Annotated in this window: 13 protein-coding genes; 11 read left to right on the top strand and 2 right to left on the bottom strand. The window is 35.8% G+C overall.

Annotated features, from left to right (window positions below):
* Nucleotides 1–2: 2 nt before the first annotated feature.
* Nucleotides 3–791, bottom strand: coding sequence for a helix-turn-helix domain-containing protein (locus tag BMY18_RS05790; RefSeq protein ID WP_170841314.1), 789 nt, complete (start codon nt 789–791; stop codon nt 3–5).
* A gap of 113 nt (nt 792–904) precedes the next feature.
* Between BMY18_RS05790 and BMY18_RS05785 the strand changes: the two genes are divergently transcribed.
* The 11 genes from BMY18_RS05785 (at nt 905) to BMY18_RS05735 (ending at nt 12478) form a co-directional block, all read left to right on the top strand.
* Nucleotides 905–1843, top strand: a complete 939-nt coding sequence (locus BMY18_RS05785) for a glycoside hydrolase family protein (RefSeq protein ID WP_092451495.1) — start codon at nt 905–907, stop codon at nt 1841–1843.
* A gap of 65 nt (nt 1844–1908) precedes the next feature.
* Nucleotides 1909–2832, top strand: coding sequence for a glycoside hydrolase family 43 protein (locus tag BMY18_RS05780; protein ID WP_092451493.1), 924 nt, complete (start codon nt 1909–1911; stop codon nt 2830–2832).
* A gap of 67 nt (nt 2833–2899) precedes the next feature.
* Nucleotides 2900–3541 (top strand): SGNH/GDSL hydrolase family protein, encoded by a 642-nt coding sequence (locus BMY18_RS05775; protein ID WP_092451491.1) that lies wholly within the window; start codon nt 2900–2902, stop codon nt 3539–3541.
* A gap of 66 nt (nt 3542–3607) precedes the next feature.
* A complete protein-coding gene (locus tag BMY18_RS05770) occupies nt 3608–4429 on the top strand; it encodes an alpha/beta hydrolase (protein ID WP_092451489.1) in 822 nt (273 codons plus the stop codon).
* Nucleotides 4430–4528: 99 nt separating this feature from the next.
* Nucleotides 4529–5347, top strand: a complete 819-nt coding sequence (locus BMY18_RS05765) for an ABC transporter ATP-binding protein (protein WP_278280983.1) — start codon at nt 4529–4531, stop codon at nt 5345–5347.
* A complete protein-coding gene (locus tag BMY18_RS05760) occupies nt 5328–6143 on the top strand; it encodes an ABC transporter permease (RefSeq protein ID WP_092451487.1) in 816 nt (271 codons plus the stop codon). Before BMY18_RS05765 ends, BMY18_RS05760 begins: the two co-directional genes overlap by 20 nt.
* Before the next feature lie 8 nt (nt 6144–6151).
* Nucleotides 6152–6961 (top strand): ABC transporter permease, encoded by an 810-nt coding sequence (locus tag BMY18_RS05755; RefSeq protein ID WP_170841313.1) that lies wholly within the window; start codon nt 6152–6154, stop codon nt 6959–6961.
* 163 nt (nt 6962–7124) lie between these two features.
* Complete coding sequence (locus BMY18_RS05750) at nt 7125–8882, top strand: ABC transporter ATP-binding protein (protein ID WP_092451483.1); 1758 nt, start codon at nt 7125–7127, stop codon at nt 8880–8882.
* Nucleotides 8869–10659 carry an ABC transporter ATP-binding protein gene (locus BMY18_RS05745; protein WP_092451481.1) on the top strand — a complete coding sequence of 597 codons (1791 nt, stop codon included), beginning with the start codon at nt 8869–8871 and terminating at the stop codon, nt 10657–10659. The genes BMY18_RS05750 and BMY18_RS05745 overlap by 14 nt, the downstream gene beginning before the upstream one ends.
* Before the next feature lie 38 nt (nt 10660–10697).
* The gene (locus tag BMY18_RS05740; RefSeq protein ID WP_170841312.1) at nt 10698–12218 is read left to right on the top strand and encodes an alpha-N-arabinofuranosidase; all 1521 of its coding nucleotides are present in this window, start codon (nt 10698–10700) and stop codon (nt 12216–12218) included.
* A complete protein-coding gene (locus tag BMY18_RS05735) occupies nt 12218–12478 on the top strand; it encodes a DUF6171 family protein (protein WP_092451477.1) in 261 nt (86 codons plus the stop codon). Before BMY18_RS05740 ends, BMY18_RS05735 begins: the two co-directional genes overlap by 1 nt.
* 172 nt (nt 12479–12650) lie before the next feature.
* Here BMY18_RS05735 and BMY18_RS05730 read toward each other — a convergent pair whose 3' ends face one another.
* Nucleotides 12651–13598, bottom strand: a complete 948-nt coding sequence (locus BMY18_RS05730; protein ID WP_170841311.1) for an AraC family transcriptional regulator — start codon at nt 13596–13598, stop codon at nt 12651–12653.
* Between the last annotated feature and the right edge of the window lie 82 nt (nt 13599–13680).

Below are 13680 nucleotides of genomic sequence, written 5' to 3'. Positions count from 1 at the left end.
TTTTACTTATTCCTGTAATTTAATCGATATTCACTAGGCGTTACATTTATAATCCTTTTGAATTGTCGCATAAAATGTACATCGTTTGTGTAGCCACATAGTTCAGAAATATCGGATATGGTGTAGGCTGTATTGCCTAGTAGATACATTCCGTATTCTAGTCTATTGTTAATAATATCATTTACTGTAGAAATACCAAAGATTTGTTTGTAAATATGTTGAAAATAGGAGCGGCTCATATTGACACTCAATGCGAGAGAATCAATTGAATAGTTAATTTGTGGAGCATTATAAATTTCGTTACGCAACTCTACAAATTGGTTGTAATACTTGCTGATATTATTATGCGGTTCAATGTTATTTCTTATGTCACTTAATTTCATAAAAAGACAGCGAATAGTTGCATCAATAATCTCATTTTTAAAGGTACCATTCTGCACTTGCTCCAATTGAATATCTTGAACTTTTCTGGAAATAAAAAACGGATTATGAGCATTAATAATTGTATCAAAAGGAAGATTGAGCTTATTGAAAAACGGTTCAATATCATCACCATCAAAATGAAACCAATCATGAATCATGGGTTGTTCAAAATCCTTATAAAAGTGGTAACTTCCTTTTTTGAAAATGATATAGGTATTTTTATCTGCAATTACTTTTTTACCTTGTAATTTTAATTCCATTTTACTTCTAAACAATAAAAAAAGGTAATCACCGGAACCAAAGGGGCGATCAATTGTGATACCGTGTTGATGAATAATGTTATATCCGATTCTTATTAGCCTAAGCATATTTAATCCTCCAATAAAAAGCACAATAGTTCAGTTACTAAACATTATATATCATTGTTGATGTTGATACAAGATAGTATAATTTAGTACTATAACTGAAAGGAGAATCTAATATGAAAGAACTAAAATCTTTACCGGCACCACTGTTTAGAGATCCTATATATGATGGAGCAACAGATCCAGTTGTGATTTGGAATAGAGAGGAACTATGCTGGTGGATGTTTTATACACAGCGACGTTCTTCGGATATTTCTATTGGAGTATCTAATATTCATGGAACAAAAATTGGAATTGCTTCTTCTAAAGATGCACAAAAGTGGCTCTATAGAGGGACTTTACCCAATATGGATTTTGAACCGGGACTGAATACGTTTTGGGCACCGGAAGTGATATTTGCAGAGGGCAGGTATCACATGTATATCTCATATATTACGGGTGTACCCACAGACTGGAACTATAAGCGTCATATCCTTCATTATACTGCAAAAAACATGTGGGATTGGAAGTTTGAAAGCATTTTAGATTTATCCTCCGATCATGTGATTGATGCGTGTGTATACGAAATTGAACCACATCTATATAAAATGTGGTATAAGGATGAAAAAAATAATAGTTATACTTACAGTGCGATTAGTAAAGATCTTTATCACTGGGAGGTATTAGGTGCAGAAATAACAGATTGTGCTCATGAAGGACCCAATGTATTTGAATTTGGAAGGATCAAATGGATGATTACAGATTGTTGGGACGGGCTGGCAGTTTATAAGTCAGAAGATTTTACCAATTGGTGCAGATGGGGAGAAAATCTACTTCAGATACCAGGAACACGTAAAGATGATACCGCTATGGGTAATCATGCAGATGTTTTAGTTCATGGGGAAAAGGCATATATCTTTTATTTTGTTCAACCGGAGTTCACAAAAGAAATGCGGGAAAGTCATAATACGATAATGACATATGAAGCGGCCAAAACAAGCATCCAGGTAGCTGAACTAAAGGTGGAAGATGGAAAGTTGATTTGTAATAGGAATCAAGAAGTTTACTTTGAATAGAAAATAAGCAAGCCATTAAAATTGATATTTTGTCTTGTAAGAGCATGCATAGGAATGAGGTTATTATGCTAGAAAAAATAGATCCTGAATCAAATGAAATGCAAGCATATATATTTGTACATTTTGCACATGGAAATAGTGAAGATGCCGAGCAAATCTATTTCTCAGTAAGTAAAGATGGTATGCAGTGGAAGGCTTTAAACAATTCAAAGCCTATACTGCGAAGCAAATTAGGCGAAAAAGGTCTTCGTGATCCTCATATTATACGTTCAGTTGAAGGCGATAAGTTTTATTTAATTGCTACAGATTTAAGCATAAGCAAAAATAGTGACTGGATAAGAGCAAAAACAAACGGAAGTAAGTCATTAATGATATGGGAATCCTCAGATCTCGTGAATTGGTCTGAGCAAAGAATGGTAAAAATCGCATCAGAAAATGCTGGCTGTACTTGGGCACCAGAGTCCATTTACGATAAAGATACCTGTGATTATATGGTGTTTTGGGCATCAATGGTGTCAGAAGATAATTATGCGAAGCAAAGAATCTATTGTTCAAGGACGAAAGATTTTATAGATTTTACAGAGGCGCAACTTTATATAGAAAAAGAGAATGATATTATTGATACGACATTTACCCAGCATAATAGTGCATATTACCGTTTTTCAAAGGACGAGACTACGAAATCAATCCTTATGGAAGTTTGTAATACTTTAATGGGGGATTTTAAGACGGTAAATAGTTTCTCATTGGCAGCTGTTCTTGGGTTTGAGGGACCAACTTGCTATCAGTTAAATGGTGAAAATAAATGGTGTCTGCTATTAGATGCTTATGCGACAGGACAGGGTTACAAGTGTTTTATAACCTCGGATATAGCAACAGGCAGCTTTGTGGAAAGCGCAAGTGAATTTATTACTCCATATATATTTAGGCATGGCACGGTTATTCCTATCACTATGAAAGAATATAACGATTTGGTAGAAGCGTATTAACGCTTAAGGTACCCAGAAATATGTAGATTAATTGATTTACTAAAAAAAAATTTAGAGGTAGATTGTAATGAATGTAAAATCAAAATGGCAAGGTAAAAAAGTTAATTTTTTAGGTGATAGCATAACAGCCGGGCTTTTAACTTCAATCATTTATCATGAAATCATTAAAGAGAAGCTGGGACTCAAAATAGCGAGAAATTATGGGATTAGTGGTACAAGGATTGCGAAACATTCTCAGGACGAAGGCAATTCAATGTCCGCTAGGTTTTCCAAAATGGATGATGATGCAGATTTGGTAATTGTCTTTGCTGGAACAAATGACTTTGGACACGATAACGTACCAATCGGAAATTTTAATGATAGAAGTAACAGCACATTTTATGGAGCTTGTCATGTTCTTATGCAGGGGCTTATAGAGAAGTATTATAAAAAAACGATTGCATTTATGACACCTATTCATAGGGATTATCCTGAAGATGTTTCTTATGAAACAAATAAAAGTGGAAATACATTAAAACAATATGTAAATATAATAAAAGAAGTCGCTGAGTATTACGCTATTCCAGTTCTGGATTTGTATGCTGTAAGTGGAATGCAACCGAAAGTCAAAATAATGAAAGAATATTATATGCCAGATGGATTACATCCTAATGAAGCTGGGCATGAAAAACTTGCAGACAAAATCATACCTTTTATGGAAACACTCTAATTAAAAGACCTATGATGTATTAGCTAAACTTTAAAATTACAACTACATAAAAAAGGAGTGTATAAAATGATAACGAAAACGATTGATTTGTGGAAAGATCTACCTTATGAAGGTAAAGGTAATGATGACTTCAGACCCACATTAGATACCTATATACTGAAAGGTGAAATGATAAGAGGAGCAGTGCTAATATGTCCTGGAGGCGGATATGTACTTACATCCGAAAGAGAGGCAGAACCAATTGCACTTGCGTATAATTCTGCTGGATTTCATGCTTTTGTACTGTATTATAGTGTAGCTCCCAATAAGCATCCTCAACCACTTTGGGATGTATCCAGAGCTATGAATATTATTAGAGAAAATGCAAAGGAATGGAATATAGATGCTGACAAGATTGCGGTGTGTGGATTCTCGTCTGGCGGACATCTTGCAGCAAGTCTTTCTGTTCACTGGGATAAACCATATCTGAAGGAATGCCCTGGGATTACAGATGGTCTGAATAAGCCCAATGCACTGATACTAGCATACCCTGTTATCACAACCGGTCCATTTGCACACAAAGGTTCGTTTGAAAATTTGATAGGTAATGATTTGAATGACCCACTATATCAGGAAATGTCCCTGGAAAATCAGGTTTCTGATAAAACTCCACCGGTATTTTTATGGCATACGTTCGATGACGGTGCTGTTCCAGTAGAAAATTCATTACTATTTGCACAAGGGTTACGCAAAAATAATATTCCTTTTGAATTACATATATTTCCCCATGGACCACATGGTCTTTCGCTGGCAAATGAGGAAACTAAAGCGCAAGGTATGGGTGTATATCCTCATATTGCTACCTGGATGAATCTATGTATTGAATGGTTAAAAGGACAGTTTAAATAAAATCAATTAAATTTAATGTTTTAAGGGGAAAGCTACATGAGTGGGTGTTACAGATTTGATAAGTGAATTAAAAAACATAGAAAATGGGGGAGAAAAAATATGTCAACGATTATAACAGCTGAACATTTAGTAAAGGAATTTAGAACAAATAAGAAATATCCGGGGCTGAGAGGAACTGTAAAATCTTTATTTACAAATGAAAAGATTATTAAAAGAGCCGTCGATGATGTTTCTTTTTCTATCCAAGAGGGTGAAATCGTAGGCTACATTGGAAGCAATGGGGCAGGCAAGTCGACTACAATTAAGATGCTTACAGGTATTTTGGTACCAACAGAGGGAACTTGTCACGTGAGAGGGATAGAACCATACAAAAACAGAATGGAAAATGCCCAAAATATAGGCGTAGTGTTCGGACAAAGAACTCAATTGTGGTGGGATTTACCAGTGATTGAATCCTTTACGGTATTAAAAGGAATCTATCAGGTATCAGATTATGACTATAAACAAAGAATGGAATTTTCAAATGATATATTAGGAATAAAAGATTTTGAAAATAAAACAGTAAGAACCTTATCTTTAGGTCAACGTATGCGCGCGGATGTTGCATCAGCATTATTACATAATCCCAAGGTCCTTTATTTGGACGAACCCACTATCGGACTTGATGTAGTTGTTAAGGACAAAATGAGGGAAGCAATACGAGAATTAAATCGGAATTTTCACACGACAATTATACTTACAACACACGATATGATTGATATTGAAGAGCTATGCAACCATATCATTATTATAGACAATGGAAAAATCATCTTTGATGATATGCTACAAGTTTTGCTAAAACAAGGAGATTTGACAGACATTGTTAAGAAAATATTCATTAACGGGGAGATGAATAGCGATGAGAATAAATCGAATTAAATGCTATACCCCATTTGCGCTTAATACCATTAAACGTAGCATGGCTTATAGAGGAGCATTTTTTATCACATTATTAAGCAGGTTGTTTACAGTTTTTGTTATATATTTCTTGTGGAAAGCAATATATGGGTCAAGTGTAAATTCAATTATTAGGGGGTTTAGCTTTACTGAAATGACAGCATATATCACAATGAATTTTTTGACGGGTCTCATTACGGGAATCACTGGTTCTTTAGCAATGAATATAGCTTTTGATGTATCAGATGGAAGTATTGCAATTCAACTTGTACGTCCAATCAGCTATAGGATTATCAAATTTTTTGAAAGCTTAGGGGGATTGTGTGGTAATGTTTTCTTTCAGATCATTCCTTTCTTTATAATTTTCATGGTAATTGGGTTTGTAAAAATACCGATGTCATTTAATTTTGTTTTATATTTGTTTAGTGCATTCCTCGGATTTTTATGTATGTTTTGTTTTGGCTTCTTTTTTGGACTGTTTTCTTTTTATACGACATATTTTTTTGGATTTAGCATGGCAATGTCTGTTATAGTACAATTTTTTTCGGGTAGTTTAATACCATTGACATTCTTTCCCGAATATCTTGAAAAGATATTTCGCTTATTTCCGTTTGCTTCGATGAATTACACGCCCATTATGATTTACCTGGGTAAATTAAATGGAAAAGAAGTTGTATATGCATTGATGCTACAAATAGTATGGATATTGTTGTTTTATTTAGCGGGAAAATTATTATGGTCTTCTGCTATTAAAAGATTAACAATCTTAGGGGGATGAGGAAAATCATGGATATGCTAAAAAGTTGTAAGCGTTATATGAATTTATATAAAATATTTCTTGTGCAATATATGAAAACACAGATGCAGTCAAAAGTAGACTTTACGGTAGGCTTTTTTTCCTTCTTTTTAAATCAAATGTTGGGAATTGTTTTTTTATATCTTATATTTGAGCAAATACCAGATTTAAACGGATGGAGTTTTTATCAGTTGGTCTTTATTTATGGATATGCACAAATACCTAGAGGGATAGATCATTTTTTTACGAATAATTTATGGATATTTACGCGTAAGACGGTAAAGGAAGGTTTGTTTGACCGATATCTACTTAGACCGGTGAATCCATTATTTCAGATACTGATAGAGCAATGTTGTCCGGATGGCATTGGTGAATTTCTTGTGGGAATGGTACTTGTTATATATGCCACAGCTCATTTGGGTATTGCTATAACGATTGGCAGTGTTATCTGGTTTACTATTTCAATTATCTTTGGTGCGCTTATCTATTTATCACTAAAGCTTTTACTTGCTACCAATGCTTTTTTCTTTATGGATGCTTATCAGATTTTGTATTTGGGATATAACCTTTCGGATTTTGTAAAGTATCCTTTGGGAATTTATAATAAGCCAATACGATTTACTTTATCTTATATAATACCGTTTGGGTTTACTGCATTTATCCCTGCCAGTTTTTTTCTTGGGACAAGTACGCTGTATAGTACAATTATATTAGAGATAATAGTGGCGGTTATATTCTTTGGTATTGCATACCGATATTTCTGCTATGGATGTAATAAGTATGAAAGTGCAGGAAATTAATGCTTTGTGAATATTATTCGAACAGATGAGTGTCCTTTATTAAGGATTGGAAAAGCAAAACCATATACAAAAAATCAATATATTCATAAAGATATCATAAGTTACTAGAGGAATATGGGACGTTGGTATAAAATTCGTTTCATATTAATGAGGAGGTTCACAAATGACAGCAATGCAATGGTTTTATAGTTTTCTTAAGAAATATAGTCCCAAAATAATTTTTGCGCTACTGCTTGTTACATGTACAAGTGTAATCGCAATCGTTAACCCACAGATTTCTGGTATTATCGTGGATGAAGTAATCAAGGGTGGAAACCGAAAGATTCTTCCGCTAATGATGTTGGTTATGATTCTTGCAACACTACTTCGTGCTGCCTTGAAATACAGTTCGCTTGTCATCTTTGAGTGGTCATCCCAAAACATTCTATATTCGATGAGGGATCATGTCTATCAAAAATTTTTAAAACAAGATTTCAATTTCTATAACAAAAATCGCACCGGTGATCTTATGTCACGTCAAACGGGTGATATGGAGGCAGTCAGGCATTTTGTTGCGTATGTAATTTATAGTATATATGAAAATATCTTGCTTTTTTCAATAGCACTTTTCATGATTTTTATTGTGGAATGGCGGTTGGCTCTTTGTATGATTGTTGTATTGCCGATATCAGCCTTTGTGGCTAGCAGGCAGTTAAAGAGTGTAAAACCGGCTTTCCATAATATTAGACAGCACTTTTCCAGTTTGAACTCAGCGGTACAGGAAAATGTAAGTGGTAACCGTGTAGTGAAAGCGTTTACGAAAGAAGATTTTGAAATTGATAAGTTTAATAGAGAAAATGACGGTTATCGTGAGGCTGAACTGAATGCAGCTAGGATATGGAAAAAATATGTACCTGTTTTTGAATTTATGTCCAATATACTTACCGTAATCCTTTATTTAGTTGGTGGAATCATGGTTTTTAGAAATGATATAACCATTGGGAAGCTGGTTACTGTTAGCGGATATCTATGGATGCTAAATAACCCGCTGCGCCAGGCAGGTTGGCTTGCTAATGATTACCAACGTTTTGTTACATCCATAGAAAAAATCTATTCCTCTATCGCTGTAGAACCAGAAATCAAGATACCAGAAAATGCAATCGAGAAGGAGAGATTTAAGGGGGACATCATCTTCAACCATGTCAGCTATCATGCGAAGGATGAGGTAATCCTAAAAGATATTAATTTGCATGTGAAGCCGGGGCAAACGGTGGGAATTATCGGAGCAACAGGTTCTGGAAAATCCACTTTAATGAACTTATTATGCCGTTTTTATGATGTAACATCCGGTGAGATTTTAGTGGATGATATAAACTTAAAGAATATGGATTTGTTCTCACTGCGAAGAAATATCGGAATGGCTATGCAGGATGTATTCCTTTTTTCTGATACGATTGAAGGCAATATTGCCTATGCAAGACCATCCTGTAGTTTTGAAGAGGTTGTGGAAGTGGCGAAAATAGCCAATGCTCATGATTTTATACAGCAAATGCCAGAGGGATATGATACGATTGTCGGCGAACGTGGAGTAGGTCTTTCAGGTGGACAGAAGCAGAGAATATCTTTGGCTAGAGCACTGTTAAAAAAACCATCCATTATTATTTTGGATGATACTACCTCGGCAGTAGATATGGAAACTGAAACTCAGATTCAAAATGCTCTAGGCTCCATTCATGCAAAGCATACAGTCTTTATTATTGCTCATCGTATTTCTTCGATTAAAGATGCCGATCAGATACTGGTTCTGGATAACGGTGAAATTATTGAAGCAGGTAATCATGAAGAACTGCTTAAAAAGAGAGGCTACTATTATAACGTATTCCATCATCAGTACGGTGACTTTAATGTGATTAGAGGGGAGGAAAAATATGGCTCGGAATAAATACGACATTGATGAAACGCTACAGACTGAATTTAATTTCTCTCATTTAAAAAGATTAGGTGCTTACATTAAACCATATAGGAAGGAATTACTTATCACTATATTTTTTGTATCAATATCTTCCATGCTTGGTTTACTAACACCTATCTTTCTTATGCAGATAATGGATGATTATATTCCAAATAAGAACATTAAGGCAATTATTTTAGTAAGCATACTGCAGTTAGTTATTTTTTTGTTGATATCAGTAATTCTGTCTTTTAAAATATCATTGACTTCAAAAATAGGACAAAATATTATACATAATATCAGAAGTGATATCTTTGAACATCTTCAGGCGCTACCGTTCTCTTATTATGACGATAAGCCTCACGGAAAGATTCAGGTTAGGGTAGTGAACTATGTTAACAGTCTTAGTGATTTACTCTCTAATGGTATCGTTAATACGATTACTGATTTATTTAGCCTTTTATTTATCATAGGCTTTATGTTAATTGTTAATGTGAAGCTGACACTAATCTGTCTGCTAGGACTTCCGCTTCTGATTATAATAATATTTATAATCAAGAAAAAGCAAAGAGTTGCATGGCAGATTTCCAGCAACAAGTCTTCAAATTTGAATGCATATATAGCGGAGAGTATTAATGGAATTCGTGTTACTCAGAGTTTTACTAGGGAGCAGGAAAATATTAAAATATTTAATACCTTAAGTAATGACTACAGGTTGGCCTGGATAAAGGCAGTAAAGCTGAACTTCCTGATGTGGCCGGCTATTGACAATATTTCAACATGGAGCTATGTTGCGGTTTATGTAGTCGGAATCTCCTGGCTAGATAACAGCATGCAAGGAATTACTGCTGGCGTTATTATTGCGATGACAGGATATATTGGAAGATTTTGGGCGCCCGTTAATACCTTAGCTAGCTTCTATAACTCCATACTTACTGCGGTATCTTATCTAGAGAGGATATTTGAAACAATCGATGAACCAGTGCTGGTCAAGGATTGTGAAGAAGCGATAGAAATGCCCGCGATTAAGGGTGAAGTAGTTTTTAAGGACGTAACATTTAGCTATGAGGATGGAGTTAAAATCCTGAATGGAATTAATTTCCACTCGGCGATAGGAGATTCGGTTGCTATTGTCGGCCCTACCGGAGCAGGGAAAACTACTATTATCAACCTGATAAGTAGATTTTATAATCTGGATTCTGGAGAAATCACGATTGACGGAGTGGATATCAGCAAGGCAACAATCAAGTCCCTTCGAAAGCAAATGGGAATCATGATGCAGGATAGCTTTATTTTCACGGGAACCATCATTGATAATATCCGCTACGGTAACATGGAAGCAACCGATGAACAGGTTATCAAGGCAGCTAAAACGGTTCATGCCCATGATTTTATTATTAATTTGGAAGATGGTTATCAGACACAGGTAAACGAAAGGGGAACCCGATTATCGGTAGGCCAGAGGCAACTGATTAGCTTCGCCAGGGCACTGGTGGCAGATCCGAAGATTTTGATTTTGGATGAGGCGACCTCAAGTATAGATACGCAGACAGAGATACTGTTGCAGGAAGGGTTAAGCAAACTACTTCAAAATCGTACATCTTTCATCATTGCTCACCGTCTTTCAACGATTAAGAACTGCACCTTTATCATGTATGTAGATGGTGGGTCCATTAAAGAAATGGGCAGCCATGATGAGTTGCTTGATTTAAAAGGCAGCTATTATGAGCTATATATGTCACAGTATAAATTCCTGGAGAAGGAATAGTAAATATCCGCGTTTCACTAAAAAAGGAGAATAAAAATATGACGAAATTATACATTGACAGCAAGCAAAAAGAAGGCTTTATCAATCCTGAGATTTATGGACATTTTTCAGAACATTTAGGTAGATGCATCTATCAGGGGATTTATGTAGGAGAATCATCAGAAATTCCGAATACCAACGGTATGCGTAATGATGTTGTGGAAGCATTAAAAGAAATGAAAGTGCCAGTACTTAGATGGCCTGGAGGCTGTTTTGCAGATGAATATCACTGGAAAGATGGAATAGGCCCGAAATCTGACAGAAAGCGTATGGTGAATGCTAACTGGGGTGGAGTCGTTGAAGACAATTCATTTGGTACCCATGAATTTTTCGAATTATGTGAACAGTTGGGTTGTAAGACATATGTCAATGGTAATGTTGGTTCAGGAACAGTTCAGGAAATGAACGAGTGGGTCGAATATATGACATTCGATGGGGAATCTCCAATGGCCGGCCTTAGAAAGAAAAATGGACGGGAAAAGCCTTGGCGTGTGGATTATTTTGGTGTTGGAAATGAAAACTGGGGATGCGGCGGCAATATGACTCCACAGTATTATGCAAATCTGTATCGCAGATATCAGACCTTTGTTCGAAACTACGATAATGAAAATCCTATTTTTAAGGTATGTTGTGGTGCCAACTCCAGTGACTATGAATGGACAGAGGAGGTAATGAAGACCTGTGCATACAAAGCACCAGATCATCTGCATTGTTTCATGGATGGGTTATCACTCCATTACTATACATTACCAAACGGCGACTGGCAGCACAAGGGCAGTGCTACAGATTTTGATGAATCACAGTATTATACAACATTGCATAAGACACTTTTCATGGAAGAATTGGTAAAGAAACATAGCAGGATTATGAGCAAATATGCGGATGAAGATAAGGTTTCACTTATCGTGGATGAATGGGGATGTTGGTATGATGTGGAACCGGGTACAAACCCAGCCTTTTTGTATCAGCAAAATACAATGCGTGATGCCATGGTAGCGGCAATTAATTTTGATATTTTCAATCATCACTGCAAGGTAGTTCGTATGGCAAATATTGCACAGATTGTAAATGTTCTCGCATCTGTTATACTTACGGAAGGTAGTGATATGATCTTGACACCGACCTATTATGCATTTCATATGTACCGTCATCATCAGGGTGCAGATTTGTTACATACGAATTTGACAGGAAATACAGATGTCGGAATAAAAGAAGAGGAACAGGTACCTAAAATCACACAGACAGCGTCGGTAAGTAGCGATGGGATAATTAATCTGACCATCACCAATGTATCCACAGACCAGCCTGAAAATGTCAGCGTAAGCATGGAAGGAATTAGCAACTTCGAAGTAATTGAAGCAAGAATACTGACAGGAAAAATCGATGAGTACAATATCTTTGAAGATAGAAACGTAGTATCAGAAACAGATTTTAATGGATATACAGCAAATGATGGACAATTAAGCATTGAACTCCCACCATGCAGTATTGTGCTCCTACGAATAGAGGAAAATAAATAGTGGAACAAAATACTTCACAGAGAGAATGTCGAAAATGCCTACTGATTGATGCAGAGGCAGGAAAAGAAAAGGAAATCGTATATCGTTATATCTGTGAACTACCGAAAGCAGAGAAGACGCCAGAAAATATTTTCCAGGAAAGGCTTGAAAGCTGTAGAATGTGTGAGTGGCTTTCGTTGGCAACCTGCCAGGCTTGCGGCTGTTTTGTGGAAGTGAGAGCAGCAGTAAAAAAACATAAATGCCCCTATCACAAGTGGTAGGAGAGCCAAAGATGAGATAGATATTAAAAGATAGCAATCAAAATGCAGTAACTGTATGAGTTTGTTGTGATACAGCCAGAGTATCTGGTCTGATCAGGCGCATATAGTTACTGCATTTTGGTTACACTTGATATTATTGATTCATTGAGTCATCCATTCTTTTACTTGCGCATCATACTTTGGGCGGAGTCATCCAGCCTGTATTTTGGAATATGGAAAGATTATGCGCAAATGACATCTTTTTGCGCCAGTCTCGTGGTGTTTCGCCCACAATACTGCTAAAATGACGATTAAAACTGGACAAGGAATGAAACCCAACCTCTTCTGATATACTTAGAATTGGCATGTCAGTTGTCTGAAGAAACAAAGATGCCTTCTCAATCCTGATCTTAATTAGATAGTCCAAAGGACTAGTATTCATAACAGTGGTGAAAGTGCGGCGAAAATGTGTAGAACTCAAACCACACATCTGCGCAAGGGAGTCCATTGAAAAATCCAACATATAACTTTTACGAATGTGATCCAGAGCAGGTGTAATAGCTAGAGAATCGCCAGAAGTCTGTATAATAAAGAGTTCAGGATCATCAGGGTTAATATATATGTTCATGACATCAACCAGAAATGCCATCAGTGTTCCAAATATCGCATATTTGTAATTCAAGTCTTTATTTTTAAGTGTGTGAATTATATGTATGACTATATTATATATCTCGGGATATTTGTCCTTTGAAAATATAGAACTGTAAGAGTAGATTATCTTTTGAATCATGTCGTTTTGAGATAGTATATCTAAAGAAAAGTAAGGATGGAAAAATTCCTCAACATCAATAAAAATATAGCTCCATTTGCTGGAGGTTCCAGGAGTGGAATAGGTGGTATGAATAACATCGCTAGCAATCAACGTGATATCACCTGTATGAAATGGTAGCACTTTATTCATAAATTCAAGGGAACCACTACCCTCTTCGCACAGACCGATTTCTAGGCAGTTATGGAAATGCAGTCTGGTGGATGGAATATCAGAAATATGCCATTCATCTCCAGATAAGAGTAAGATTGGAAAATTCGTTTGCAAACTATAATTACGGAATTCAATGATCTTTTTTTTGGCTTTTGACAAAATTCTCACGACCTTTCGTTACTGATAAATTCATTATAGAATTGCTTGTCATAAATTGCAATTGAAATTCGGATAAATGGAC

Source organism: [Clostridium] fimetarium (genome assembly GCF_900111235.1).
Classification (GTDB): domain Bacteria; phylum Bacillota; class Clostridia; order Lachnospirales; family Lachnospiraceae; genus Clostridium_N; species Clostridium_N fimetarium.
This window is presented reverse-complemented; position numbering and strand designations above follow the sequence as displayed.